The organism is Microbacterium sp. AG1240, assembly GCF_003635115.1.
In the GTDB taxonomy this organism is placed as follows: Bacteria; Actinomycetota; Actinomycetes; order Actinomycetales; family Microbacteriaceae; genus Microbacterium.
The window spans coordinates 112,442-137,468 of sequence record NZ_RBXJ01000004.1 but is presented as its reverse complement, the minus strand read 5'-3'; the positions used below and the strand labels follow the sequence as shown (position 1 = coordinate 137,468).

Genomic DNA, 25,027 nt, shown 5'->3' with positions numbered 1-25,027 from the left:
GCCTCCAGAACCACCGATGGCGCGGCGGTATTCCGCGCGACGGGTCGAGTCAGAGGATCTCGCCGTCGACGTACACCCATCGACCGCCTCGGCGCGCGAAGCGGCTGCGTTCGTGCAGACCGCCGCGCGCTGCCCCCTCGCTCCAGTGGGCGCGGAACTCCACCGTGCCCTCGAGGTCCGCCGGTGCACCGGCGTCGGTGGCGAGCACCTCGAGGCCGGTCCATGCCGTGGAGGAGTCCGGCCCGACATCGGCGGGACGAGTGCGCGGATGCCAGGTGCGCCGCAGGTGCTCCGCGTCACCGACGACGAACGCCGTGTACCGCGAGCGCATCAGCTTCTCCGCGGTGGGCGCGGGTTCACCGCCGAGGATCGGACCGCAGCATCCGCCGTACTGCCCGGCTCCGCACGGGCACGGGTCGCCCGCCGCGAACCGGGGGAACCCCCTTCGCGAAGACGCGGCTCCGAACGACACGCTCGTCACTGTACCGCCGCGCCCGCAAGGGCCTCCGACGTGTCGGCCATGTTCCGTAGCATGGGCGGATCACCGAACAGGAGCAGCCATGACCGACGGCACCCGCCCGAACGACAACGAGCGAGCCGCTGCATCGCCTCCCGCGCCGCCCCATGCCGCCGGTCCGTCGCCCGCGTCACCGCCCCCGCAGCCCCAGGGTGCTCCGACGCTGCCGACCTACCCCGCTCCCCTGCCGCCCTATGCCGCGCAGGCCGCGCCCGGTGCCCCCGCGGGATACGGCGCACCGCGGCAGGACTACCCGGGCGCCCCGCCCACGTGGGGCCCGCCGGCGGGCAGCTCCGCGCCCGGCGCACCGTGGAATCCCGGTCCGCCGCGGGGCGGCTCGTCGGTGCTCGCCGTGCTCGCCCTGGTCGCGTCGATCCTCGGGGTGCTGATCTCCTTCGTCCCCTTCATCGGGTCAATACTCGCCTGGGCGCTCTTCGCGACCGCGGTCGTGCTCGCCATCATCGCCCTGGTGAAGAAGACCCCCGGCAAGGGGATGTCGATCGCCGCACTCATCATCACCGGTGCGGGATTCCTCCTGTCGATCGTCTGGGCCGTGGTCCTGTTCGCCATCGGCGCGTTCGGTTCGGCCCTCTCGTCGGGGTCGAGCTCGGGGTCGGAATACTCCCCCGCGCCCGACGACGAGTACTACTCCTATCCGATGCTCGGCACCCCCGACGTCGGCGCTGACGGGAACACGCTCTCCGCCCCGCTCGTGCCGGGCTCCACCATCACGATCACCGATGACAACGTCTCGCAGGACGTGTGGGAACTGACCGTCCTCCCCTTCGAGGATCTGACGGCCGCCGCCGCGGCCACCGGCGACGCCGCGCCCGCATTCGGCGCCTACGTCGGCGTTCCCGTGCAGTTGACGAACGTCACCGACGACACCATCGATCTGGCGGTCGACTACGCCTACCTGCCGTACACCCGCTTCCTCACGGCCGACGGTGGCGAGGCGCAGCTGAGCTTCCTCTCCGACATCGAGACCTATCCCAGCGCGTGGGACGTCGAAGTGGTCGAGCCGGGCGAGACGGTCACGTTCTACGAGGTGTACGACCTCGCGCCCGATGCCGTCGGCTCGGGCTCCTTCGTGCTCGACCTCGACTCGGGTCAGACCGTGTTCTGGGGCGCGGCCACGCTCTGACGCGCGGCGCACGACCCGTCGGCGACGCCCGTCAGTCGACGGCGCCGCGCGCGTTGTAGACCGTGGCGTCCGACGCGCCGTAGGCCCGGAATACCTCGACCGCCTCGGCGTTGCGAACCCCGATGCGCACCCGGATCCCTCGTGCCTCGAACTGCTCCGCCCAGTCGGAGACCATCGGCCCCTCGTCGAAGCCGCTGAGCTCCTCGAGCTCCGGACCATCGCCGGCGATCACGAGCGAGCGCACACCGCTCCACATGGTCGAGCCGTAGCACATGACGCACGGACGCCAGTTGACGACGAGCTCGAGGTCGGCGCCGTCGGCACCCAGATCCCACCGGCCAAGGGCGGTCTGCGCGAGCCCGAGGGCGGTGACTTCCGCATGCTGCGAGCTCAGACCCGAGCTCAGCACCACGTTGACGCCGGCCGAGACGAGGCGACCGGTGGCGGCTTCCACGACGATCGCCGCGAATGGTCCGCCGTTGCCCTCGCGCCAGTTGCGGTCGGCGAGCGCGTTGACGAGGTCCATGCGCTCCTCCGCCGTTTCGAGCGCGTCGGGCAGCTGGTCGAGTTCGCCCCGCAGCCATTCGGGAAGGGAGACGGAGAAGCCGGTCGCAAGTGTCATGCCGACATCCTCGCCCATCCGTGTGAACCGCTTGTTACAGCGGCGTTGTGGACAACCCCGGCGGGGTAGGCGCCCGCCTCGTACCCTGATCGGGTGAACGCTCGCCACGTCGCCTCCGCCGCACTTGCCACGATGGTCCTTCTGATGGGCGGATGCTCCGTCACCCCCGAACCGAACGAGCCCACCCCCGCGTTCACCACCGAAGAAGAAGCGTTCGCCGCAGCGGAGGAGACCTACCGCGCCTACGTCGACGCGCTCAACCAGGTGGATCTGAGCGACCCCGAGACCTTCGAGCCCGTCTTCGCCCTCACCACCGGCGAGCTCAACGAATCCGACCGCACAAACTTCTCTGCATGGCACGCGGACGGGTACTCGCTCAGCGGTCAGTCATTCGTCGAGCTGATCGAAACCATCTCGACCGACCTACCTGAGGGTGGTCGAGAAGCAAAAATCGGCGCATGCTACAACGTCGAGGACGTCAACGTCCTGGACGACGCTGGGCGATCCGTGGTGGAGGCAAGCCGTCCTGCGATGCAGAGACTGGAAGTGACCCTAGTCCGTGGCCCCGCAGCCCAGGGACTCCAGATTTCGAGTATCCACCCACGTGTAGAGCTCGTATGTTAGCCGCCACCCTACTCATAGCGGTCGCATTGAGCGGCGCCGCTACGTTGCACTCGTCTCCCCACTGCACGTCCTCCAGCGTCTTCGTTTCTGCATGTTCGGAGACAGACGGCTCGCAGGTCACCGTCGGCGGCACGGTCGGTTCCGGCGGCTCGAACGCCTCCGCCGGTGGTAGTGCGCCTCCGAGCACCGGTTCCTCCCCCGACACCGGTTCGGAGGCGTCCGCGCCGCGGGACTGCGGGCCGGCCGACGTCTTGTGCCGGGGCGGCGGCTTCGGGGTGGTGTCGCTGCCCGATGTGACAGCATCCGATCTCGCGTCGTTCGCACCCGCGAAGCCGTCGTTCGACGCCGAACCGGGCGGTGCCGGCATCGTCGGCATGCCGACCAACTTCGTCGCCTCCGCGTCGACGCAGACCCTCACCGGCACGCTCTTCGACAGGCCGGTGACCGTGCGCTTCACCCCGTCGGCCTACGTCTTCTCCTACGGCGACGGCTCGTCCGCGCGGTCTGCGTCCGGCGGCGCGGCATGGACCGCGCTGGGTCAACCGCAGTTCACCGCCACCCCGACGAGCCACGCCTACGGCTCCCGAGGCGTCTACGTCGCCGTCGTGTCGGTCGAGTATGTAGCCGCCGTCGATTTCGGCACCGGTTGGCGCCCGGTGATCGGGGTCGTCACCGCGGCCGGCGCCGGTCAGCGCGTCGAGATCTTCGAAGCGCGCACGGCGCTCGTCGACAAGACCTGCGCCGAGAACCCCTCCGGCCCCGGCTGCTGATCCGCATCATCCGTGTCGGGCGTAAGACGTGGCGCCGTCGTAGGACGTACCGGCGCGAATCGTCCTACGCCGGAGCCGTCTCCTATGCTCACAACCTGCCCCCGACGACGCCGAGCGGCGCCGCTCGCGCGCCACCCCGCGTCACTACGCTGAGCACATGGCACCACGCCCCGAGAAGTTGCTTCTGCTCGATTCCGCGTCGCTGTACTTCCGTGCGTTCTACGGCGTGCCCGACACCGTCAAGGCGCCCGACGGCACCTCGGTCAATGCGGTGCGCGGCTTCCTCGACATCATCGCGAAGCTCGTCACGACCTACGAGCCCACTCACATCGTCGCCTGCTGGGACGACGACTGGCGCCCGCAGTGGCGCGTCGACCTGATCCCGAGCTACAAGACCCACCGTGTCGCCGAGCCGGTCGAGAACGCACCCGACGTCGAGGTCGTGCCCGATCCGCTCGAGCTGCAGGTGCCGGTCATCCGCGAGACGCTCGACGCTCTCGGCATCGCGATCGTGGGCGCGGCCGAGCACGAAGCCGACGACGTCATCGGCACGCTCGCGACGACGGCCGACATGCCCGTCGACATCGTCACCGGCGACCGCGACCTGTTCCAGCTGGTCGACGACGACCGGGCCGTGCGCATCGTCTACACCGCACGCGGCATGAGCAACCTCGAGATCATCACCGACGACGTCGTGTTCGCCAAGTACGGGGTGCACGCCCGCCAGTACGCCGACTTCGCGTCGATGAGGGGCGACTCCTCCGATGGCCTGCCCGGTGTGAAGGGCATCGGCGACAAGTCGGCCGCGTCGCTCCTGGCCGCGCACGGCGACCTCGACGGCATCGTCGCGGCAGCACGTGCCGGCGGAGGCATGCCCGCCGGTCAGCAGGCGAAGATCCTGGCCGCGCTCGACTACATCGCCGTCGCTCCGACGGTGGTCGAGGTCGTTCGCGACCTGCCGCTCGCCGAGGTTCCGACCGCCATCGTGCCGCTCGACGCCGAGAAGACGGATGCGGCGGAGGCGCTCGCCGAGCGATGGAACCTCACCGGCCCGATGGGCCGCGCGATCGCCGCGCTCGCGCGCTGACGAGCCGCGCGCAGCATCCGTGTACTCCCCCGGGAGTACACCGCAGCGGTCCGTGCGGCCGACGCCGGGCCCACCGGCGCGGCGTAGCATCGAGCGCATGCCGAGCACCACCTGGGACGACGGCGCGCCCCGCTTCCGCCCGCCGCCCGGGGTCACCCTGTTCGTGCCCGTCATCGTCGCCTTCGTGCTCCAGGTGCCCGCAACGATCGCGATCACCGCCGCCGGGCGCTCGTGGGGACCGAACGCAGCGCTGGCGATCGCTCTTGCGGCCGCATCCGCACTCGCCCTGCTCGGAGCCCGCCGCTTCCCCGGGCCGACGGTGGTCGCCGTCACCGCCCTCACCGTGGCCGGTCTGCTCGTCCGCCCCGATGCGGGGCCGCCGATGTTCGCCCTCGCCTTCGCGATCATCGGCGCCGTCGTGCGCGGCGCCCGCTTCTGGGCCCTCGGCGCCGTCGGCGTGGGCTGGGTGGTCGCGATCGCGATCGCGGGCGTGCTCGCCGACACGTCGTGGCACCCGTTGCGTGTCGCGGTCGTGACGGTCGGGCTCGGCGTCTGCTTCGCCATCGGCGAGGGGATCCGCGCCCGCCGCGCGGCCGTCGACGAGCGCCGGGCGCAGCTGAACGAACGACGCCGCACCGCGGAACAGGACGAACGAGCGCGCATCGCCCGCGAGCTCCACGACGTTCTCGCCCACTCGCTGAGCCAGATCTCGGTGCAGTCCGGCGTGGGGCTGCATCTGTTCGACCGCGACCCGGAGCGCGCCCGCGAGGCGCTCAGAAGCATCCGTGCCCTCAGCGCCACGGGGCTCGACGAAGTGCGCGGCGTCCTGTCGTTCCTCCGCGGTGACGAACGGAACGCGACCAGCGCGCCGCTGACTCCTCAACCCCAGCTCGCCGACCTGTCGCTGCTCGCGCGCGACCGGTCGGGACTCGGACTCGACGTCAGGCTCGACGACGAACTGCGCGGACAGACCCCGCCGAGCGTCGTGCAGACGACGGCCTACCGCATCGTGCAGGAGGCGCTCACGAACGTCGTGCGGCACTCGGGAGCGACCACCGCCACCGTGACGCTCGCACGCGACGCCGACGACCTCGTCGCCACGGTCGGCGACGACGGCACCGGGATGGTTCCCGACCACGTCGCCGGCGGCGGCATCCGCGGCATGCGCGAACGAGCCGAGCTCGCCGGCGGCACGCTCGTGATCTCGTCCGACTCGCGTCACGGCACCGTCATCGCCGCCCGGCTCCCCTGGCGCGGCGCCCCGTGATCCGCGTCGCCCTCGCCGACGACCACCAGCTCGTGCGCGCCGGGTTCCGGGCGCTGCTCGACTCCGAGCCCGACATCGTCGTCGTCGCCGAAGCATCGGGGGGCGAGGAACTGCTCCGGATGCTGCGCGCCACACCGATCGACGTCGTGCTGATGGACATCCGCATGCCCGACGGAGACGGACTGTGGACGACCGAGCAGATCGCGGTCGACACCGCGCTGGAGCACGTGCGCGTCGTGATCGTGACGACCTTCGAGCTCGACGAGTACGTCGGCCGGGCGATCCGGGCAGGGGCGAGCGGCTTCCTCGTCAAGGACACCGAACCCGCCGACCTGATCCGCGCCGTGCGGGTGGCCGTCGCCGGAGACGCGCTGCTCTCACCCGGCGTGACGCGGCGGCTGCTCGAGCGCGCCGCTGACGGGCTGCGCGCGAGTCCGGATCCTGTGCTGCTGGCCGCGTTGACCGACCGCGAGCGCGAGGTGCTGCGCCTGGTCGCGCAGGGTCTGACGAACGACGAGATCGCCGAGCGGCTCGTGCTGTCTCCCCTGACGGCGAAGACGCACGTCTCGCGCATCCTGCAGAAATCGCACTCGCGCGATCGTGCCCAGCTGGTCGTGCTGGCGTACGAGTCCGGTCTTGTCGCGCCCGGGTGGCAGTAGACGCCGGCCGAAGCTACTGCGCCGGATGCACGCGAAGTGCCTCCCCCGGGAGGATTCGCGGCGACCGCGATGGGAGTGGACTCGACGCATCCGGTCGCGATCTTCCGCGACCCGACGGAGAGGAACCCCATGTCCGCACCCCTGGTCGCCGCGGCGGCCGCTCATCTGTCCGCCCATCACCCCGGAGGGTGGGGCGGCCCCGGCTTCGGCTGGTGGTTCCTGCTGATCCCCCTGTTCTGGATCATGTTGATCGGCGTGTTCTTCGCCGTGTTCGGCCGTCGGTGGCGCCGCGCCGCCGCAGCCGGCGGCTTCGGGCCCGGCGGCCGGCGCAATCCGGCGCACCAGGCCGAGGCCACGCTTGCCGAGCGGTTCGCCAAGGGTGACATCGATGAGACCGAGTACCGCGCGCGGCTCGAGGTGCTGCGCGCCAACGCGCAGCCCGGCTGACCCGCGGGCGGTCACCGCGGGCGGTCGAGCCAGTCCCGCAGGCGGTCGAGCGACCAGGTGGTGACGACACGATCGGCGGGCACACCCGCCCGCTCCGCCCGGGCGGCGCCGTAGTCGATGAGGGAGAGCTGGCCCGGCGCGTGCGCGTCGGAGTCGATCGAGAACAGGCACCCCGCCTCGAGCGCGATCGCGATCAGTTCGTCGGGAGGATCCTGGCGCTCGGGCCGCGAGTTGATCTCGACCGCCACCCCGTGCGCCGCGGCCGCTTCGAACACGGCGTGCGGGTCGAACGTCGAGGGGGGCCGCGTTCCCCGCGCCCCCTCGACGAGGCGCCCGGTGACGTGACCGAGCACGTCGACCCTCGGGTGGGAGACCGCGCCGACCAGCCGACGCGTCATCGGACCGCTCTCCATGCGGAGCTGGGAATGGGCGGATGCGACGACCACGTCCAGTTCAGCGAGCAGGTCGTCCTCCTGGTCGAGCGCACCGTCGTCGAGGATGTCGACCTCGATACCGGTGAGGAGGGTGAAGCCGCCCCCGCGGAACGACGCGACGATGCCCATCTGTTCACGGAGCCGCTCGGGCGACAGACCGTTCGCGACGCGCAGGCGCGGGGAATGGTCGGTCAGGGCCAGATACTCGTGCCCGAGCCGGCGCCCCGCATCGACCATGAGCTCGATGGGGGTCAGACCGTCCGACCACTCGCTATGGCTGTGCAGGTCTCCCCGAATGAGCCCCCGCAGCTCGGAGCCGGCCGCGACACCCGTCTTCTCCCTCAGATCGACGAGGTAGTCGGGCACGTGCCCGTCGAGCGCCTGGGTGATCACGGCGAAGGTGGAGTCGCCGATGCCCTTGCGACGGCGGAGCGCCGGGTCGCGCCGGGCGGCGTCATCGAGGTCGGCGATGACCTCCGCTGCCGTGCGAAACGCCTTCGATTTGTAGCGAGAGGAGCGCTCCCGCTCGAGCAGGTAGGCGATCTCGTTCAGCGCGTCGAGCGGATCCACGTCGATCTCCCCTCCTCGGTTCAGGCCCTACGACGGCGTCGCGAGCGACCGGCTCGTCTCGACCCAGTCGTCGAGCTTCGCCGCCGCGCGGCCGTCGTCGATGGCCTGGGCAGCGGCAGCCATTCCCTCCGCGAGACGCTCGACGATCGGGCGCTGCACCTGCGTCGGGTCTTGGAAGAGCCGGAACGCGACGATGCCGGCCGCCGTGTTGAGGAGCACGATGTCGCGCACCGGACCGGTGTCGCCGGCGAGCACGCGACGGACGACCTCGGCATTGTCGGCGGGCGACCCGCCGCGGAGGTCGTCGAGGTCGGCGAAGCGGATACCCAGGTCTCGAGGATCGAGGTCGTGCTCGTGCACGTCGCCGCGGCTGACCTCCCACAGGCGGCTGTGGCCCGTCGTCGTCAGCTCGTCGAGACCGTCGTCGCCGCGGAAGACGAGCGCGGTCGCGCCGCGGGTGCGGAAGACCCCCGTGATCAACGGGACGCGGTCGAGGTGGGCCACACCCACCGCGTTCGCTTCGGCGCGCGCCGGGTTGCAGAGGGGGCCGAGGAAGTTGAACACCGTCGGTATGCCGAGTTCGGCACGCGTCGGACCGGCGTGGCGGAATCCGGGATGGAACGCCGTCGCGAAAGCGAAGGTGAGGCCGGTGCGCTCGAGCGTCTCGGCGACCGCCTCGGGCGAGAGCGTCAGGTCGATGCCGAGCTCGCGCAGCACATCGGACGACCCGGAGGCCGAACTGGCCGCACGGTTGCCGTGCTTGACGACGGGGATGCCCGCCGCGGCCGCGACGATCGCCGACATCGTCGAGACGTTGACCGTGCGGTGACGATCGCCACCGGTACCCACGATGTCGAGCACGTCGGCCTTGACCGGCAACCCGACGGCGGCCTCGAGGATCGCGTCGCGGAAGCCGACGATCTCGTCGACCGTCTCGCCCTTCGCCCGCAGCGCCACGAGGAAGGCCGCCAACTGCGACGGCGTGGCGTCGCCCGCCATCACCTGCTGCATCGCCCAGGTCGACTCCGACACGCTGAGGTCGCGCCCGTCGAGGAGCATCGTGAGAATTTCGGGCCAGGAATACCGCTCCGCCATGATTCGATCCTAGTGAGGGCCGCCCGCATGACCGTGCGGTTCTGGCGCCCGCATCCCACCCGGCATCCAGTGAACTCGCGGACGATTCTTAGGCATTGCTTAGTTAGACGAAGCAGTTTGTTGGGTCGGCGGTGCGAAACTACGACGCCGAAATCGTCCATAATGGTCAGGTGACGACCCCAGCGACATACTCCCAGGCTCTGCGCTCCGTGAAGCGGCCGGACCCGGTTGCCGTGGGCACCATCGTCTGGCTCGGCAGCGAGGTCATGTTCTTCGCCGGCCTGTTCGCCATCTACTTCACGCTGCGCAGCACCTCCTCCGGTCTGTGGGAGCAGGAGAGCGCGCTACTGAACGTTCCGTACGCGCTGGGCAACACGATCATCCTCGTGCTGTCATCGGTGACCTGCCAGATGGGCGTGTTCGCCGCCGAGCGGTACCAGCCCTACTCGACGAAGAAGCGCGGCATGCTCGGCTGGGGCATGGTCGAGTGGTTCTTCCTCACCTTCGCGCTCGGCGCGATCTTCGTCTCCGGACAGGTGTGGGAGTACGCCCAGCTCGTCGCCGAGGGCATGCCCATCACCGCCAACGCATATGCGTCGGCCTTCTACCTGACCACCGGCTTCCACGCCCTGCACGTGACGGGCGGCCTCATCGCCTTCCTCCTCGTCATCGGACGCGCGTACGCCGTGAAGAACTTCGGGCGCAAAGAGATGACCACCGCCATCGTCGTGTCGTACTACTGGCACTTCGTCGACGTGGTCTGGATCGCCCTGTTCGCTGTCATCTACTTCCTGAAATAGAGCGGAGCTGCACCCCGACATGGCACGAGAGAAGAAGCGCCGCTCCAACGGCCGCCGAAGCCCCCTGGCAGCGGCCGCACTCATCGGCATCGGCCTGCTCCTCACCGGCGGCATCTACGCCGGTGCGTCCGCCGCGATGGCCGCGACCGACGACACCTCCGCGACGACGTCCACGCTGACGGTCGAAGACGGACAGAAGCTGTTCCAGGCGAACTGCGCGACCTGCCACGGCATGGACCTGCAGGGGTCCGAAGCCGGGCCGTCGCTCTACGGCGCCGGTGAGCTGTCGGTGCACTTCCAGGTCTCCACCGGGCGCATGCCCCTGCAGGCGCAGGCTCCGCAGGCGCCGCAGAAGCCCGTCCAGTTCACCGAGGAGCAGATCGACGCGATCGGCAAGTACGTCCAGTCGACGTCCCCCGGCCCCACATTCCCCGACGAGGAGACCCTCGACGGTGGAGGCGACCTGGCCAACGGCGCCGAGCTGTTCCGCATCAACTGCGCGATGTGCCACAACGTCGCCGGCGCCGGCGGTGCGCTGACCGAGGGCAAGTACGCCCCCAACCTGCACACCACGACCCCGGTCAACATGTACGCCGCCATGGTCACGGGCCCGCAGAACATGCCCGTCTTCAACAACCTGAACCTGACCGTCGAAGACAAGCGCGACATCATCTCCTACCTGCTCTACAACCAGGAGAGCCCGTCGGTCGGCGGCTTCACGCTGGGTTCGCTCGGCCCCGTCTCCGAGGGCCTGTTCATCTGGGTGTTCGGCATCGGTTCGCTGATCGCCCTCACCGTCTGGATCACGGCGAAGTCGAACTAGCTTCGACCGACGCCCGCACGACACATCACACGCACGAGGAGCAACATGGCACACGAGGAAGACGCGCTCGAGCACGAGAGGGCTTCATGGAAGCCCGCCTCCGGGCTCGCTGTCGTGGTGCCCGACCCCGTGCAGGGGACGGAACTGCCTCCCCACCGTCACCGCGTCACCGACCAGGACCCCAAGGCCATGCGCCGCGCGGTCCGCACGGTCTACACGCTGTTCTACCTGTCGGTCGCCGCCAGCCTCTGGGCCAGCATCGCCTACATGATCTTCCCGATCGAGTCGGGCGAGATGATCGACATCCGCAACAACAACCTCTTCATCGGACTCGGCATCGGCTTCGCCCTGCTGGCCATCGGCATCGGCGCGATCCACTGGTCGAAGGCCGTCATGTCCGACAAGGAGTACATCGAGCCGCGTCACGCGACGCGCGGTCGCGACGCGACGCGTGAAGGCGCCATCAACGTCTTCGTCGACGCGAACGAGGAGTCGGGCTTCGGACGCCGCGAGGTCATCCGCAACTCCCTCTTCGCCGCACTGGTCGCCTCGGTCATCCCCGGCATCACGCTCTTCCGCGGCCTCGCACCGGAGAACTCCCCCGAGAACCCCATCGCCGGAAACCCGGTGGCGCTCCTCAGCCACACCATGTGGAAGGAGGGCTCGCACCTCGCCCACGACCCGTCGGGTCGTCGCATCCGCGCTGCGGACGTCACCCTCGGTTCCGCGTTCCACGTCATCCCCGAAGAGCTCGCCGACCTCGGCCACGACGAGGGGTACCTCGAGGAGAAGGCCAAGGCGATCGTGCTGCTCATGCGCATGCTCCCCGAGCAGCTCACCGAGGCCGATGACAAGAAGGACTGGTCGTACGACGGCATCGTCGCGTACTCCAAGGTCTGCACGCACGTCGGCTGCCCCGTCGCCCTCTACGAGCAGCAGACCCACCACCTGCTGTGCCCCTGCCACCAGTCGCAGTTCGACGTGGCCGACGGCGCGAAGGTCATCTTCGGGCCCGCCGCGCGTCCGCTGCCGCAGCTGCCCATCACCGTCGACGACGAGGGCTACCTCGTCGCTCGTAGCGACTTCACCGAACCCGTCGGACCGAGCTTCTGGGAGCGTCATTGAGTACCGGATCTCACCCCACCGATAACGTCACCCTCGAGCCGGCGGTGACCGAAACGCCGAAGCCCGAGGCCGGGCGCGACGGCAAGCCGCTGGGCGGCCGCTTCGTCGGCGCCGCAGCCAACTATCTCGACGAGCGCACGAGCATCTCGGGCCTCGTCAAGGAGCTCGGACGCAAGATCTTCCCCGACCACTGGTCGTTCATGCTCGGTGAGGTCGCTCTGTGGAGCTTCGTCGTCGTGCTGCTGTCGGGAACGTTCCTGACGTTCTTCTTCCAGGCCTCGATGGTCGAGACGCACTACGACGGCGCGTACGAGCCGATGCGCGGAATCGCCATGTCGGCCGCGATGGATTCGACCCTGCGCATCTCGTTCGACATGCGCGGTGGTCTGCTCGTCCGGCAGATCCACCACTGGGCGGCCCTCACGTTCATCGCCGGCATCGGCGTGCACATGCTCCGCGTGTTCTTCACGGGCGCGTTCCGCAAGCCCCGCGAGCTCAACTGGGTCATCGGCTTCATCCTCTTCATCCTGGCCATGGCCGAGGGCTTCACAGGCTACTCGCTCCCCGACGACCTGCTCTCCGGCAACGGTCTGCGCATCATCGACGGCATGGTCAAGGGCATCCCGCTCATCGGCACCTGGATCTCGTTCCTCCTGTTCGGTGGCGAGTTCCCGGGAACGGCGATCGTCGGTCGCCTCTACACGCTGCACATCCTGCTGCTCCCCGCGATCCTCGTGGCGCTGCTCGCGGTGCACCTCATGCTGATGATCGTCAACAAGCACACGCAGTTCGCCGGCCCCGCCCGCACGAACAGCAATGTCGTGGGCTACCCGATCCTCCCGGTGTACGCGTCGAAGATGGGCGGATTCTTCTTCATCGTCTTCGGTGTGATCGTCACGATCGCCGCGATGTTCACGATCAACCCGATCTGGAACTACGGCCCCTACGACCCGTCGCCGGTGTCGGCGGGTACGCAGCCCGACTGGTACATCGGTTTCGCCGACGGCGCGCTGCGTCTGGTGCCGCCGCACCTCGAGACGGTGCTGTTCGACCACACCTTCTCGTGGAACATCATCCTGCCGCTCGCCATCCTGGGTCTGTTCATCGTGCTCGTCATGATCTACCCCTTCATCGAGGCGTGGGTCACGGGCGACAAGCGCGAGCACCACATCGCTCAGCGTCCGCGCAACGCCGCGACCCGCACCGCCATCGGTGCCGCCGGCGTCACCTTCTACGCCGTGCTGTGGGCGGCGGCATCGTCCGACATCATCGCGACGCACTTCTGGGTCACGATGGAGGGCGTCATCCACACCCTGCAGGCCCTGCTGATCCTCGGGCCGATCATCGCCTACTTCGTCACCAAGCGCATCTGCATCGCGCTGCAGAAGAAGGACCGCGAGATCGTTCTCCACGGCTACGAGTCGGGCCGCATCGTGCGCCTCCCCGGTGGCGAGTACATCGAGGTGCACCAGCCGGTCGACGAGTTCGACCGCTGGAAGCTCGTCTCGAACGATGGGTACGAGCCGCTCGTCGTGCGGCCGAACGCCAAGGGCCAGATCCCGTGGCACGAGAACCTTCGCGCCGGCGTCTCGCGCTGGTTCTTCGAAGACCGTCTCGCTCCGCTCTCGCAGGCGGAACTCGATGCCGCGGCCGCGCACCAGCACCACGAGATCGAGCACCTCGCCGAGGAAGAGGCTCTCGAGATCGAGGGCGCTCGCGAGCGGGCGGCTGAAGACGGTCGTCCCGTCATGGCGCCGCACGACGAGCGTGCCGACGTGGAGATGCGCGCCCCGAAGATCCTCGACGAGACCAACTCGTCCGAGCGGAACGACCCTCAGAAGGACGACGAGAAGTAGTCCTCCCGATCCGGATGCCCCGGCCCGCCTCTTGCGAGGTGCGGGCCGGGGCATCAACCGTTTTGGCCCCTCCTCCGTGTCAGGAATCCTTCGTCGCGTGACGCCTCGACCGCTCGCGCCGCTCTCGCCCGGGCCCTAGCGTCGAACCATGACCGACCCCGCCTTCTTCGCCACCCGGCTCGCGCACGAAACCGATCCCGCCGACGTCTACACCGACCAGCGCGCCGCCCGTGGGTTCGTCCTCGTCGATGTCCGCAACGCAGAGGCGTGGCGCCAGGGACGCATCAGCGGGGCCGTGCACCTCCCCCACGCCGAGATCGCGTCGCGCGCGCTCGACGAGCTCGACCCGGCGGTCCCCGTCGTCGTGTACTGCTGGAGCCCCGGCTGCAACGGCGGCGTGCGCGGGGCGCTCGCGTTCGCTCTACTCGGATTCACCGTGAAAGAGATGATCGGCGGATACGAGTACTGGGTTCGCGAGGGATACCCCACTGAAGACGACGACGGGCCGCTCCCCCGCATCTTCGACCCGCTCGTCACCATCGTGAGGAACACGCGCCAAGACCGCGCTCAGGCCGTTTCGACGTCCTCGGTGAAGTAGCGGCCGGCGGAGCCGTAGAAGACCGGATGCTCCGCCCCCGCCTCGGTGTCGACGACATCGCAGACGACGGCGGTCACGTTGTCGCGCGTGCCGGCTTCGAGGGCGAGAGCGACGATGTCGGCCGCGGCATCGACCGCGGTGCCGGCTGAACGCAGCAGCTCGACGATGTCGAGCTCGGGTACGTAGTCGGTCAGGCCGTCGCTGCACAGCAGCCACCGGTCGCCGACGACCGGCTGACGTTCGAGCACCGAGATCGTGTCGTCCTCACCGCCCCCGAGCGATGCCGTGATGATGTTGCGTCGCGGGTGCGATGCCGCGGCCTCGGGGGCGAGAAGCCCGTGATCCACGAGCGCCTGCACGTACGAGTCATCGCGGGTCTCGCGCGTGAACCAGCCGTCTCGCAGGAGGTACGCACGCGAATCGCCGGTGTGAGCCACCAACAGGTCACCCGCCGCTCCCAGGAACAGACCGGTGAACGTGGTCGCCATACCCCGCAGAGCGGGGTCACGCTCGACGTGCGCGCGGATGTCCCAGTTCGCCTCGCGGATCCGTACGACGAGCGTCTCGGGATCGGGGATCATCGCACCTTCGGCCACCAACCGGTGAATGAGGGCAGCCGAGGCGAGATCGCCCGACGGGCCACCACCGACGCCGTCGGCGACCGCTGCTCCCCAGGGTGCGGTGAAAGCCGCATCCTGATTCGTCTCGCGGTGGATGCCGACATCGGAGACGGCGGCCGCTCTCAGCCGGATGGGCACGAGGTCAGCGCGCGAAGTACCCGCGGTAGTACTCGAACACCCAGCCGACGATGGCGACAGCGAACAGAGCAAGCCCGATGGGCATCAGGAACGTGCCGACGGCCAGACCGAGGATCGCGACCGCGGCCGATCCGGCCAGCACGAGCGGCCACCACGACCACGGGCTGAACTCGCCGAGCTCGGGGTCGCCGTCGTCGATGTCAGCGGTGAGGACGTCTTCGGGCAGCTCGCCACCCTGCGCGCGGTGCACGTGCTGGACGTAGTACGCGATGAGCGCCGACATGATCGACGTGAACAGCAGCGCCGTCGAACCGACCCACTCGATGCGGTTGACGAAGTCACCCTGGTAGTAGAGCAGTGACCAGACCGTGTAGACGACCGCGAGAAGGAGGAAGAAGGCGGACAGCATCCACCAGAGACCGACGTTGGTACGCACTTACTTGACCTTTCCCTGGTCCGCATCGACGACCGGCGCTTCGGGTGCGTCCTTCGCCGGACCCACACCGACCGGGATGCCGGCTTCGGGGTGGTTCAGGTCGAACGCGGGCCGCTCGCTGCGGATGCGCGGGATGGACGTGAAGTTGTGACGCGGCGGCGGGCACGACGTCGCCCACTCGAGCGACGCGCCGTAACCCCACGGATCGTTGACCGTGATGCGGGCAGCCTTCCGGGAGGTGATCCACACGTTGAGGAAGAACGGGATCATCGAGGCACCGAGGATCATCGCGCCCACGGTCGAGACCTGGTTCTGCCAGGTCCAGCCGTCGGCTGCCGAGTAGTCGGCGTAACGACGCACCATGCCGTCGACGCCCAGCCAGTGCTGGATGAGGAACGTCATGTGGAAGCCGATGAACAGCATCCAGAAGTGCACGAAGCCGAGGCGCTCGTTCAGCATGCGACCCGTCCACTTCGGCCACCAGAAGTAGAAGCCGGCGAACATCGCGAACACCACCGTGCCGAACACCACGTAGTGGAAGTGCGCGACGACGAAGTACGAGTCGGACAGGTGGAAGTCGAGCGGCGGCGACGCGAGGATGACGCCGGTCAGACCACCGAAGACGAAGGTCAGGAGGAAGCCGAGCGCGAAGACCATCGGCGTCTCGAAGGTCACCGAGCCCCGCCACATCGTGCCGATCCAGTTGAAGATCTTCACACCCGTCGGCACCGCGATCAGCATCGTCATCAGCGCGAAGAACGGCAGCAGCACCGCACCCGTCACGTACATGTGGTGGGCCCAGACGGCGACCGAGAGGGCGGCGATCGCGATCGTCGCGTAGACGAGCGTCTTGTATCCGAAGATCGGCTTACGGCTGAAGACCGGGAAGATCTCCGACACGATGCCGAAGAACGGCAGAGCGATGATGTAGACCTCGGGGTGCCCGAAGAACCAGAAGAGGTGCTGCCAGAGCAGAACACCGCCGTTCTGCGGATCGTAGATGTGCGCACCCAGAACGCGGTCGGCGGCGGCGGCGAAGATCGCGGCGGCCAGCACGGGGAACGCGAGCAGGATCAGGATGCTGGTGATCAGCGTGTTCCACGTGAAGATCGGCATGCGCCACATCGTCATACCGGGGGCGCGCATCGTCAGGATCGTGGTGATGAAGTTCACCGCACCGAGGATGGTTCCGAAGCCGCTCATGCCGAGGCCGAGCATCCAGAGGTTTCCCCCGACGCCCGGCGAGAAGCTGGCGTTCGCGAGCGGTTGATACGCGAACCATCCGAAGCCTGCGGCACCGGCCGGGGTGAGGAAGCCGGCGACCGCGATGGTCGAGCCGAAGAGGAAGAGCCAGAACGCGAAGGAGTTCAGACGCGGGAACGCCACGTCGGGTGCACCGATCTGCAGCGGCAGGATCGCGTTCGCGAAGCCCGCGAACAGCGGTGTCGCGAACATGAGGAGCATGATCGTGCCGTGCATGGTGAAGAGCTGGTTGTACTGCTCTTTCGTGGGCACGATCTGCATGCCGGGCTCGAAGAGCTCGGCACGGATGATCAGCGCCATGACGCCGCCGAGGCAGAAGAAGATCACCGAGGCGATCAGGTACATGTACCCGATGGTCTTGTGGTCGGTGGAGGTGATCCACTTGACGAAGACGTTGCCCTTCTGCTCGATGCGCGAGGAGGTGAGCAGCGCCGCCTGCCGAGGAGGAAGGGTCGTCGGACGCGAGGCGCCCGTCGCCTCTTCCGGGGGAAGTGTGGTCGTCATCAGCCTTAACCTTCCACAGCAGTGCCGAAGCCGGTGTTGTTCTGCAACCGGTCGTAGGCGTCATCGATGTCGCCGGTCTGTCCGTCCGAACGGAGGGTCGAGAGGTAGCTCTCGTACTCCGTCTCGCTGACGACCTTGACGTTGAAAAGCATCGCCGAGTGGTACTCGCCGCAGAGCTCGGCGCACTTGCCGGCGTAGGTTCCCTCACGCGTCGGCGTGAACGACATGTAGTTGTCGCGACCGATGTACATGTCTTTCTTGTACAGGAAGTCGATGATCCAGAAGGAGTGGATCACGTCGCGCGACTGCAGCTCGATCTTCACGGTCTTGTTCACCGGGAGGTACAGCGTCGGCAGTGCATCCTGGTCGACGTCGCCGTTCGAGGCGGGCTCGGCCTGGACGCCCATGGTCCACACGGCGTCGGAGTTGTCCTCGCGGTCGCCGTTGTACTGGAAGTCCCATGCCCACTGCTTGCCGAACGCGGTGATCGAGACGTCGGGGTCGTCGTACTGCGTCTCGAGGATGGTCTGGTCACGCGCGGTGAACGCGAAGAAGCCGACGACGAGGATCAGGGGCACGACGGTGTAGAAGATCTCGATCGGCATGTTGTAGCGCAACTGCACGGGAAGGCCGGTCTGGCCCTTGCGGCGGCGGTAGACGATGACCGACCAGAGCATGAGCGCCCAGGTCACGATGCCCACCGCGAGGAGGACGAGCCAGGAGTTCACCCACAGGCCCGAGATCATCTCGGTGTGGTTCGTCGCCTGCACACCGTCGTCGGTGAAGCCGGGGAGGAACCCGTTGAGCTCGGTCGTCGTGCAGCCGGCCAGGACGAGCGCCGTGGCGATCCCGACGGGAAGTGCGGCCAGGCGGAGGCGTCGTCTGGAGGGCGCTGTCTTCAAGGGCACAGTGCACCTTTCCGGGTCGAGAATATTGCTGTCTCAGTCTAGAGCAACCTCTTATGGTTCTCGGGCCAAGCATTCAGGTACGAAACGACGAAACCCGCGGAAGCCACCGGATTTCCGGTCACTTCCGCGGGTCTGCGCGTGTCGTCTGCGATCGACGGGCCGTCGAGATCTCTCGACGTCGAACGGCCTGACGGCCGCGGGCTCGTCTCAGTGGAACGAGTCGCCGCAGGCGCAGCTGCCGGCAGCGTTCGGGTTGTCGATGGTGAAGCCCTGCTCGGAGATCGTGTCTTTGAAATCGATCTTCGCGCCGTCGAGGTACGGGACGCTCATGTCGTCGACGATGACCTCGACGCCGTCGAAGTCCACGGCCTTGTCGCCGTCGAGGAAGCGCTCGTCGAAGTAGAGCTGGTAGATGAGTCCGGAGCAGCCGCCGGGCTGGACCGCCACGCGCAGACGGAGGTCGTCGCGACCCTCCTGGCTGAGCAGGCTCTTGACCTTCTCGGCGGCGGTATCGGTCAGCGACACACCGTGGTCACGGACGGTCGGCTCGGTCGACAGGGCAGTGTCGGTCATGACTCTCCTCGGGCGTGTGGGGCGAACGGATGCTGCAATTGTACGCCGCCCCCGGCGGAGCGGGCTCGATCAGATCGTGCGCGCGTCGAGCTTCTCGAGCAGGAGGGCCTCCGACACCACGGCTTTGCGGAAGGTGTCGAGGTGCAGCGACTCGTTCGGACTGTGCGCCCGGGAGTGCGGGTCCTCCACCCCGGTGACGAGGATCTGCGCGCCGGGGTTCTCGCGGACCAGGTCGGCGATGAACGGGATGGAACCGCCCACGCCCACGTCGACCGGCTCGACGCCGTAGCCCTCCCGGAAGGCGTCGCGCACGTCGTCGACGGCCCACCCGCTCGTGTCGACGAGGAACGCGTCACCGCAGTCGACGTCGGTGAACTCCAGCTGCGCTCCGAAAGGGGCGTGCGCGCGCAGGTGCGCCTCGATCGCGGCATAGGCGTCCTCGGCGCGCTGCCCGGGGGCGACGCGCGCGCTGATGACGACCGAGGTCTCGGGCGCGAGGGTGTTGGACGCCGCCTCCACGCTCGTGGCGTCGATGCCGGTGATCGTCACGGACGGCTTGTTCCAGATGCGTCCGAGGAACGAGCCCGTGCCGATGGGCGAGACGCCGTCGAGGAGCCCCGTCTCCGAGCGGAGGGTCTGCTCCGTGTAGTCGGGCGTGGCAGCATCCCTTTCCTGCAATCCCTCGACCGCGACCGCGCCGTCGTCATCCCACAGGGTTGACAGGAGCTTGACCGTGGCGAGCATCGCGTCGGGGACGGCCCCGCCGAACATGCCCGAGTGCGAGGCGTGGTCGAGCGTGCGCACGCGCAGCGTGAACCGCGCGTTGCCGCGGAGGGAGACCGTGAGAGCCGGCGTCTTCTCGTCCCAGTTTCCCGAATCGGCGACGACGATCACGTCGGAGCGCAGCACGTCGGCGTGGTCGGAGAGGAACGTCGCGAACGAGCGCGAGCCGTACTCCTCCTCCCCCTCGATGAAGAGTGCGACGCCGAGGTCGAAGTCGTCGCCGAGGGCGGCGGTGAGTGCGCGGAGGGAGGCCAGGTGCGCCATGACGCCCGCCTTGTCGTCGGCGGCGCCGCGACCGTAGAGGCGGCCGCCGCGCACCGTCGGCTCGAACGGCGGCGACTCCCAGAGCGACTCGTCTCCGGGGGGCTGCACGTCGTGGTGGGCGTAGAGCAGGACGGTCGGGCGCCCGTTGCGCGCGCGACGGACCGCAAGGACGGCGGGCTGGCCGAGTTCGTCGGTTCCGGGGATCGCCGCGCGGGCGACCTCCACGGAATCGAACACCCCGATCTCACGGGCGAGATCCGCCACGGCCTCGGCGCTGCGCTCCAGCTGCGTCTGGTCGAAAGCCGGCCAGGCGATGGACGGGATCCGCACCAGGGCGCCGAGATCGGCGAGAGCGGTCGGGATACCTTCGGTCGCGGCGGAGCGCACAGCGTCCTGTCGGGAAGTTTCGGGGGTCATGCGGGTAATCTTAAGGCTCCCGCAACGACGTTTTCGAGGTTCACCGTGGCCAAGTCCCCCGCCCCCGCATCGAACGAAGCTCCCGAAGAGGAGTTCGCTCCCGGCAGCGGCAAGGGCCGCGCAACGCCCACGCGCGCCGAGCAGGAGGCCGCGCGCAAGCGCCCGCTGGTGGCCGACACGAAGGAAGCCCGCGCTCGCGCCCGCGCCGAACTGGCCGTCGCCCGCGACCGCGCTCGGGCCGGTATGGCCGCCGGTGAGGACAAGTACCTCCCGCTGCGCGACAAGGGTCCGCAGCGCCGGTTCGCCCGCGACTGGGTCGACGCCGGTTGGCACCTCGGCGAGGCACTCATGCCGATGGCGATCCTCGTGATCCTGTTCACCCTGATCCCGAACGTCTACATCCAGCTGTTCGCCTACCCGGTGCTGATGGTCTTCGTCCTGCTGACGATCGGTGACATGGTGCTCACCGGGCGCCGCGTGAAGAAGGAAGCCCGCGCCAAGTTCGGCGAGGCCCGCATGGAGAAGGGCCTGGGCTGGTACGCGGCGATGCGCACCGTGCAGATGCGCTTCATGCGTCTGCCGAAGCCGCAGGTCAAGCGCGGCGGCTACCCGGTCTGATCCGACTCACCCGCGGCGCAGTCCGCGGTTGATCTGGCGGGCCCAGAAGGGTCCGCGGTACAGGAACGCCGTGTACCCCTGAACCAGGGTCGCGCCCGCGGCGAGGCGCTCTCGCACGTCGTCGGCCGTCTCGACCCCTCCGGCCGAGATCACGGCGAACTCCGCCGGAACGACCTCGCGCACGAGACGCAGCACCGCGAGGGCTCGTTCCTTCAGCGGCGCCCCCGAGAGCCCGCCCGCTCCCGCCGCCTCGACGACACCCGCGGGCGTGGCGAGGCCTTCTCGCGAGATCGTCGTGTTCGTGGCGATCAGGCCGGCGAGGCCCAGGTCCACCGCCAGACGCGAGACCGCGTGCACCTCGTCGTCGGGGAGATCGGGGGCGATCTTGACCAGCAGTGGCGTGCCGCCCGCAGCATCCCTCACCGCCTCCAGCAGAGGACGCAGCGTCTCGACGGCCTGCAGACCGCGCAGGCCGGGGGTGTTCGGTGACGACACGTTGACGACCAGGTAGTCGGCCAACGGCGCGAGGAGTTCGGTACTGCGCACGTAATCGGCGGTCGCGACCTCGACGTCGACCGCGCGGCTCTTGCCGATGTTCACACCGACGACGGTGCGCCCGTCGCGCCGTCGCAGGCGCCGCAGGCGTTCCGCGGCCGCGGCGGCACCCGAGTTGTTGAACCCCATCCGGTTGATGACCGCTCGGTCTGCCACGAGCCGGAACAGGCGCGGACGGGGGTTGCCGGGCTGCGCGAGAGCCGTGAGCGTGCCGACCTCGACGTGTCCGAAACCGAGCGCTTCGAGACCGCGAACCATGCGCACGTCTTTGTCGAACCCGGCGGCCACACCGAACGGCGAGTCGAACTCGAGGCCGAGGGCCCGCGTGCGCAGTTCGGGAGCGGGCGCGGTCATGGCGCGGACGACCCGGGAGAACGGGCGGACACCGAACAGCCGGATCACCGGCACGGCGAGGTGGTGGGCGCGCTCGGGGTCGATGCGCGACAGCACGTGCCGGAAGAGAAGGGGATACATCCCCGCCAGATTACTGGACCGTGTCAGTCGACCTGCGCCGCGTCGCGCACGCGGCGACGATCGCGGTGATCCACGCGCAGCTGCTCGATGGCCGTCTCGAAGTCCTCCAGCGACTCGAACGCCTGGTAGACGCTGGCGAAGCGCAGGAACGCCACCTCGTCGAGCTCACGCAGGGGGCCGAGGATGGCGAGACCGATCTCGTTTGCGTCGATCTGCGACGATCCGGTCTGACGAACGGCTTCTTCGACCGACTGCGCCAGCATCGCGAGATCGGCGTCGGTCACGGGGCGGCCCTGGCAGGCTTTGCGAACGCCCGACATGACCTTCTCCCGACTGAACGGTTCGATCACGCCGGAGCGCTTGATCACGTTCAGGCTCGCGGTCTCGACCGTGGAGAACCGGCCGCCGCACTGGGGGCACTGGCGTCGACGACGGATGCTGAGGCCGTCATCGCTCGTTCGGGAGTCGATGACACGGGAATCGGGGTGGCGGCAGAAGGGGCAGTGCATGGCACCGAAAGACTACGCCTCGAACCGGGCCACGACGGCCTCGCCGTGCGCCGGCAGGGCCTCGGCCTCGGCGAGGGCGACGATTCCGTCGCGCACGGTCGCGAGAGCGGCGCGGTCGTACTCGATGACCTGCTGCGGACGCAGGAAGGTGGCGGCCGACAGACCCGGCTGGAAGCGCGCCTGACCGCCCGTCGGGAGCACGTGATTGCTGCCCGCCAGGTAATCCCCCAGGCTGACCGGGGTGTGCGGGCCGACGAAGATCGCTCCGGCGTGCACGAACTCCTCCGGGCGGGCGTTCTCCAGCTGCAGCTCGAGGTGCTCGGGTGCGTAGGCGTTGCTGAACGCGGTCGCCGCAGCGATGTCGTCGACGAGGACGATCGCCGACTGCGGCCCGGTGAGGGCCGCCGCTACCCGTTCGCTGTGGCGGGTCGCGGCGGCGCGGACGTCGACGGCGGCCGAGACGGCGAGGGCGAGCTCGGGCGAATCGGTCACGAGCACCGCGGAGGCCTGTTCGTCGTGCTCGGCCTGACTGACGAGATCGGCGGCGACCAACCGGGCGTCGGCCGAGGCATCGGCGACGACGAGGATCTCGGTGGCACCGGCCTCCGAGTCGGTGCCGACCCGCCCGGCGACAACGCGCTTGGCGGCGGCGACGAAGTTGTTGCCCGGGCCTGTCACGACGTCGACCGGCTCGAGGCCGATGGCCGATACGCCATGGGCGAGCGCACCGATCGCGCCGGCGCCGCCCAGCGCGTAGACCTCGGTGACGCCGAGGAGGTGGGCGGCCGCGAGGATCGTGGGGTGCACCCGCCCGCCGAACTCGCGCTGGGGCGGCGACGTGAGGGCGACCTGGGAAACGCCCGCGACCTGCGCCGGAACCACGTTCATCACGACGCTCGACGGGTATACGGCCTTGCCGCCCGGAACGTAGACGCCCACGCGGCGCACGGGCTGCCAGCGCTGCGCCACCCGCGCGCCCGGCGCGAGCTCGGTCACGACCGGTGCGGGCACCTGCGCAGCGGACGCCCGGCGCACCCGCGCGACGGCCTCCTCGAGAGCGGCTCGCACATCGGGGGCGAGCTGGCCGAGTGCCTCGACGAGGTGGGATGCCGGAACCCGGAGGTCGTGGTCGCTGACCCCGTCGAACGCGGTGGCCTGTTCGCGGAGCGCGGCCTCACCGCGCTCCGCGACGTCGGCGACGATCTCCGAGGCGACGCTCAACGCCTCGTCGCGGGCTCCTTCGGCACGCGGAACGGCGGCGAGGAACTCGGCCGGTGACAGGACGCGACCGCGCAGATCGATGGTTCGAAGCATCCGTCCAGGCTACCGGCTGGAGCCGGTGACCCTCAGCCGCGCGTGACGCCGGTGACGTCGTGGAGATAGCCCACGCGACCGTCTTCGTGCCGGACGACGAAGGCTTCGCCCCGGTCTTCGATGACGAGCGCCCAGGCTGTCGGGCCGATGCGGAAGAGCGGGTTGCCGTAGTCGTCGACGACGTCGCGCTCGACCGGCACGAGCGCCCAGAAGGCCTGCGTCTGCGCCTGTGCGGGGATCTGGGTGGTGCGGACGGTGTCGTCGTTCGCGGGTGCCCAGTCGTCGTCGGAGGTCTGCGTGGTCTCACCGGTGTGCAGCGGGGCGAAGACGTCGGTGCCGTAGGCGCCGGTGTCGGCGGTCGGGCTGCTGAAAGCGCCGGTGTCGGACTGATCGGCAGCGGCCGGCTGGGAGCCGGAGTCATACGAACCGGTGTCGTGCGCTACCGGCGGAACGTAGGCCGGAGCCGCGTGCTGCTCGGCGGGTGCCGGTGCGGGGCGCTCCGGGCGCGGGGTCTTCGGCCGGGCGACGACTCCGCGGATCGGACGGGCATTGCGGTGCGCGGGCACCTCGCGGCGGTCCTGGAAGTCCTGCTCGAGGGAAGGGATGAAGGGGGCGAAGACGGTGAGCACGACGCCGGCGAGCATCAGGACGAGCTCGACCCAGATCACCCACGAACGCACCCAGGCGCCCGTCTCGATCGAGATCGCGACGGTCTCCCACACCGACTGGAGCCAGTAGATCGCGGCGACGGAGAAGGCCACCGAGGCGAACTGATCGATGCCGAGCGACCCGACACGCGGGATCCCCTGCGGCGAGAGCCGGCGGAGGAAGACGAGGAAGACGGCGACCGTCGGCACGCCGATCGAGAGGATCCAGGCCAGGCCCGACACCCACACGTTCAGTCCGCCGACGAGCGCGGCCGGCGCCCCGACGAGGAGGTTCACGGGGAAGAACGACACGACGAACGCGACGAGCCACACTCCGCCCAGGGCGACCTCGCGGACCGAGAAGGGTCCGACGCCGTACTGCGGCGGAGCACCCGCGGCCTTCGCGTCATCCGCATCCGTCGACGACGAGGCCTCGGGCTCGCCGCTGGCGCTCTCGGTCGCCACGACCTGGTCGTCCGACTGCGCCGTGGGTTCGTCCACGGAGGTGGCGCCCAGGTTCTTGTCGTTCAGATTCTCGTCGGTCACGATGGTCCTCTCCGCTGTTG

The 25,027-nt window shown here is 69.1% G+C and carries 27 protein-coding genes; 13 read left to right on the top strand and 14 right to left on the bottom strand.

Annotated features, from left to right (window positions below; translation table 11 throughout):
• Positions 1–49 precede the first annotated feature (49 nt).
• Positions 50–472: a YchJ family protein gene (locus DEU34_RS15505; protein WP_121151854.1), complete on the bottom strand. Its 423-nt coding sequence runs from the start codon at positions 470–472 to the stop codon at positions 50–52.
• Between the two features lie 88 nt (positions 473–560).
• On the opposite strand from DEU34_RS15505, the gene DEU34_RS15500 reads away from it, so the two are divergent.
• A complete protein-coding gene (locus DEU34_RS15500) occupies positions 561–1,661 on the top strand; it encodes a DUF4190 domain-containing protein (protein WP_121151852.1) in 1,101 nt (366 codons plus the stop codon).
• Between the two features lie 31 nt (positions 1,662–1,692).
• Here the strand turns inward: DEU34_RS15500 and DEU34_RS15495 are convergent, their stop codons facing one another.
• Complete coding sequence (locus DEU34_RS15495) at positions 1,693–2,283, bottom strand: nucleoside deaminase (protein ID WP_121152060.1); 591 nt, start codon at positions 2,281–2,283, stop codon at positions 1,693–1,695.
• Positions 2,284–2,376: 93 nt separating this feature from the next.
• Here DEU34_RS15495 and DEU34_RS15490 point away from each other — a divergent pair, with 93 nt between their 5' ends.
• The 6 genes from DEU34_RS15490 (at position 2,377) to DEU34_RS15460 (ending at position 7,137) form a co-directional block, all read left to right on the top strand.
• On the top strand, positions 2,377–2,907 hold the full coding sequence (locus DEU34_RS15490) for a hypothetical protein (RefSeq protein WP_147424087.1): 531 nt from the start codon (positions 2,377–2,379) through the stop codon (positions 2,905–2,907).
• Positions 2,908–3,185: 278 nt separating this feature from the next.
• Positions 3,186–3,677, top strand: a complete 492-nt coding sequence (locus DEU34_RS15480; RefSeq protein WP_183042522.1) for a hypothetical protein — start codon at positions 3,186–3,188, stop codon at positions 3,675–3,677.
• Between the two features lie 157 nt (positions 3,678–3,834).
• Positions 3,835–4,764 (top strand): 5'-3' exonuclease, encoded by a 930-nt coding sequence (locus tag DEU34_RS15475; protein WP_121151845.1) that lies wholly within the window; start codon positions 3,835–3,837, stop codon positions 4,762–4,764.
• Positions 4,765–4,861: 97 nt separating this feature from the next.
• The gene (locus DEU34_RS15470; protein WP_183042521.1) at positions 4,862–6,031 is read left to right on the top strand and encodes a sensor histidine kinase; all 1,170 of its coding nucleotides are present in this window, start codon (positions 4,862–4,864) and stop codon (positions 6,029–6,031) included.
• Positions 6,028–6,690, top strand: a complete 663-nt coding sequence (locus tag DEU34_RS15465; RefSeq protein WP_121151841.1) for a response regulator transcription factor — start codon at positions 6,028–6,030, stop codon at positions 6,688–6,690. The genes DEU34_RS15470 and DEU34_RS15465 overlap by 4 nt, the downstream gene beginning before the upstream one ends.
• A gap of 129 nt (positions 6,691–6,819) precedes the next feature.
• Positions 6,820–7,137 (top strand): SHOCT domain-containing protein, encoded by a 318-nt coding sequence (locus DEU34_RS15460; RefSeq protein WP_121152058.1) that lies wholly within the window; start codon positions 6,820–6,822, stop codon positions 7,135–7,137.
• Between the two features lie 11 nt (positions 7,138–7,148).
• Here DEU34_RS15460 and DEU34_RS15455 read toward each other — a convergent pair whose 3' ends face one another.
• Together DEU34_RS15455 and trpD are read right to left on the bottom strand one after the other, a co-directional pair.
• The gene (locus DEU34_RS15455; RefSeq protein ID WP_183042520.1) at positions 7,149–8,141 is read right to left on the bottom strand and encodes a PHP domain-containing protein; all 993 of its coding nucleotides are present in this window, start codon (positions 8,139–8,141) and stop codon (positions 7,149–7,151) included.
• 27 nt (positions 8,142–8,168) lie between these two features.
• Positions 8,169–9,236 (bottom strand): anthranilate phosphoribosyltransferase, encoded by a 1,068-nt coding sequence (gene trpD / locus DEU34_RS15450; protein WP_121151837.1) that lies wholly within the window; start codon positions 9,234–9,236, stop codon positions 8,169–8,171.
• Between the two features lie 170 nt (positions 9,237–9,406).
• Between trpD and DEU34_RS15445 the strand changes: the two genes are divergently transcribed.
• From DEU34_RS15445 to DEU34_RS15425, 5 genes are all read left to right on the top strand, one after another.
• The gene (locus DEU34_RS15445) at positions 9,407–10,036 is read left to right on the top strand and encodes a heme-copper oxidase subunit III (RefSeq protein WP_121151835.1); all 630 of its coding nucleotides are present in this window, start codon (positions 9,407–9,409) and stop codon (positions 10,034–10,036) included.
• Between the two features lie 19 nt (positions 10,037–10,055).
• Positions 10,056–10,859, top strand: a complete 804-nt coding sequence (locus tag DEU34_RS15440; RefSeq protein ID WP_121151833.1) for a c-type cytochrome — start codon at positions 10,056–10,058, stop codon at positions 10,857–10,859.
• Between the two features lie 45 nt (positions 10,860–10,904).
• Entirely contained in the window at positions 10,905–11,984 is a 1,080-nt protein-coding gene (locus DEU34_RS15435) for a ubiquinol-cytochrome c reductase iron-sulfur subunit (RefSeq protein ID WP_116648442.1), read from the top strand.
• Positions 11,985–12,028: 44 nt separating this feature from the next.
• The gene (locus DEU34_RS15430) at positions 12,029–13,840 is read left to right on the top strand and encodes a cytochrome bc complex cytochrome b subunit (RefSeq protein ID WP_121151831.1); all 1,812 of its coding nucleotides are present in this window, start codon (positions 12,029–12,031) and stop codon (positions 13,838–13,840) included.
• Positions 13,841–13,988: 148 nt separating this feature from the next.
• Positions 13,989–14,438 (top strand): rhodanese-like domain-containing protein, encoded by a 450-nt coding sequence (locus DEU34_RS15425; protein WP_121151830.1) that lies wholly within the window; start codon positions 13,989–13,991, stop codon positions 14,436–14,438.
• Here the strand turns inward: DEU34_RS15425 and DEU34_RS15420 are convergent.
• The 6 genes from DEU34_RS15420 to DEU34_RS15395 all read right to left on the bottom strand — a co-directional run bounded on the left by DEU34_RS15420 (position 14,408) and on the right by DEU34_RS15395 (position 20,344).
• Positions 14,408–15,196 carry a PP2C family serine/threonine-protein phosphatase gene (locus DEU34_RS15420; RefSeq protein ID WP_121151827.1) on the bottom strand — a complete coding sequence of 263 codons (789 nt, stop codon included), beginning with the start codon at positions 15,194–15,196 and terminating at the stop codon, positions 14,408–14,410. The genes DEU34_RS15425 and DEU34_RS15420 overlap by 31 nt on opposite strands.
• Before the next feature lie 4 nt (positions 15,197–15,200).
• Positions 15,201–15,632: a cytochrome c oxidase subunit 4 gene (locus DEU34_RS15415; protein ID WP_121151825.1), complete on the bottom strand. Its 432-nt coding sequence runs from the start codon at positions 15,630–15,632 to the stop codon at positions 15,201–15,203.
• Positions 15,633–17,399 (bottom strand): cytochrome c oxidase subunit I, encoded by a 1,767-nt coding sequence (gene ctaD / locus DEU34_RS15410; protein WP_121151823.1) that lies wholly within the window; start codon positions 17,397–17,399, stop codon positions 15,633–15,635.
• A gap of 5 nt (positions 17,400–17,404) precedes the next feature.
• Positions 17,405–18,307, bottom strand: a complete 903-nt coding sequence (gene coxB / locus DEU34_RS15405; RefSeq protein ID WP_259460202.1) for a cytochrome c oxidase subunit II — start codon at positions 18,305–18,307, stop codon at positions 17,405–17,407.
• 207 nt (positions 18,308–18,514) lie between these two features.
• Positions 18,515–18,880, bottom strand: coding sequence for an iron-sulfur cluster insertion protein ErpA (gene erpA, locus DEU34_RS15400; RefSeq protein ID WP_116648436.1), 366 nt, complete (start codon positions 18,878–18,880; stop codon positions 18,515–18,517).
• 69 nt (positions 18,881–18,949) lie between these two features.
• Complete coding sequence (locus tag DEU34_RS15395; protein WP_121151819.1) at positions 18,950–20,344, bottom strand: dipeptidase; 1,395 nt, start codon at positions 20,342–20,344, stop codon at positions 18,950–18,952.
• A 45-nt stretch (positions 20,345–20,389) separates the two neighbouring features.
• On the opposite strand from DEU34_RS15395, the gene DEU34_RS15390 reads away from it, so the two are divergent.
• On the top strand, positions 20,390–20,962 hold the full coding sequence (locus DEU34_RS15390) for a DUF3043 domain-containing protein (protein ID WP_121151817.1): 573 nt from the start codon (positions 20,390–20,392) through the stop codon (positions 20,960–20,962).
• A 6-nt stretch (positions 20,963–20,968) separates the two neighbouring features.
• On the opposite strand, the gene DEU34_RS15385 is transcribed toward DEU34_RS15390, so the two are convergent.
• Genes DEU34_RS15385 through DEU34_RS16535 form a run of 4 tightly spaced genes read right to left on the bottom strand, consistent with a single transcriptional unit; the run spans position 20,969 to position 25,007 of the window.
• The gene (locus tag DEU34_RS15385) at positions 20,969–21,991 is read right to left on the bottom strand and encodes a quinone-dependent dihydroorotate dehydrogenase (RefSeq protein ID WP_121151815.1); all 1,023 of its coding nucleotides are present in this window, start codon (positions 21,989–21,991) and stop codon (positions 20,969–20,971) included.
• A 23-nt stretch (positions 21,992–22,014) separates the two neighbouring features.
• Positions 22,015–22,500: a transcriptional regulator NrdR gene (nrdR, locus tag DEU34_RS15380; protein WP_121151813.1), complete on the bottom strand. Its 486-nt coding sequence runs from the start codon at positions 22,498–22,500 to the stop codon at positions 22,015–22,017.
• 12 nt (positions 22,501–22,512) lie between these two features.
• Positions 22,513–23,814: a histidinol dehydrogenase gene (gene hisD, locus DEU34_RS15375; protein ID WP_121151811.1), complete on the bottom strand. Its 1,302-nt coding sequence runs from the start codon at positions 23,812–23,814 to the stop codon at positions 22,513–22,515.
• 32 nt (positions 23,815–23,846) lie between these two features.
• Positions 23,847–25,007, bottom strand: a complete 1,161-nt coding sequence (locus DEU34_RS16535) for a hypothetical protein (protein WP_259460201.1) — start codon at positions 25,005–25,007, stop codon at positions 23,847–23,849.
• Between the last annotated feature and the right edge of the window lie 20 nt (positions 25,008–25,027).

What these genes read in the sequence shown, in the direction of transcription:
- DEU34_RS15500 (WP_121151852.1), top strand. Translation starts at nt 561, where the DNA reads ATGACCGACGGCACCCGCCCGAACGACAACGAGCGAGCCGCTGCATCG.
- DEU34_RS15495 (WP_121152060.1), bottom strand. Translation starts at nt 2,283, where the DNA reads ATGACACTTGCGACCGGCTTCTCCGTCTCCCTTCCCGAATGGCTGCGG.
- DEU34_RS15475 (WP_121151845.1), top strand. Translation starts at nt 3,835, where the DNA reads ATGGCACCACGCCCCGAGAAGTTGCTTCTGCTCGATTCCGCGTCGCTG.
- DEU34_RS15470 (WP_183042521.1), top strand. Translation starts at nt 4,862, where the DNA reads ATGCCGAGCACCACCTGGGACGACGGCGCGCCCCGCTTCCGCCCGCCG.
- DEU34_RS15460 (WP_121152058.1), top strand. Translation starts at nt 6,820, where the DNA reads ATGTCCGCACCCCTGGTCGCCGCGGCGGCCGCTCATCTGTCCGCCCAT.
- trpD (WP_121151837.1), bottom strand. Translation starts at nt 9,236, where the DNA reads ATGGCGGAGCGGTATTCCTGGCCCGAAATTCTCACGATGCTCCTCGAC.
- DEU34_RS15440 (WP_121151833.1), top strand. Translation starts at nt 10,056, where the DNA reads ATGGCACGAGAGAAGAAGCGCCGCTCCAACGGCCGCCGAAGCCCCCTG.
- DEU34_RS15435 (WP_116648442.1), top strand. Translation starts at nt 10,905, where the DNA reads ATGGCACACGAGGAAGACGCGCTCGAGCACGAGAGGGCTTCATGGAAG.
- DEU34_RS15425 (WP_121151830.1), top strand. Translation starts at nt 13,989, where the DNA reads ATGACCGACCCCGCCTTCTTCGCCACCCGGCTCGCGCACGAAACCGAT.
- ctaD (WP_121151823.1), bottom strand. Translation starts at nt 17,399, where the DNA reads ATGACGACCACACTTCCCCCGGAAGAGGCGACGGGCGCCTCGCGTCCG.
- erpA (WP_116648436.1), bottom strand. Translation starts at nt 18,880, where the DNA reads ATGACCGACACTGCCCTGTCGACCGAGCCGACCGTCCGTGACCACGGT.
- DEU34_RS15395 (WP_121151819.1), bottom strand. Translation starts at nt 20,344, where the DNA reads ATGACCCCCGAAACTTCCCGACAGGACGCTGTGCGCTCCGCCGCGACC.
- DEU34_RS15385 (WP_121151815.1), bottom strand. Translation starts at nt 21,991, where the DNA reads ATGTATCCCCTTCTCTTCCGGCACGTGCTGTCGCGCATCGACCCCGAG.
- nrdR (WP_121151813.1), bottom strand. Translation starts at nt 22,500, where the DNA reads ATGCACTGCCCCTTCTGCCGCCACCCCGATTCCCGTGTCATCGACTCC.
- hisD (WP_121151811.1), bottom strand. Translation starts at nt 23,814, where the DNA reads ATGCTTCGAACCATCGATCTGCGCGGTCGCGTCCTGTCACCGGCCGAG.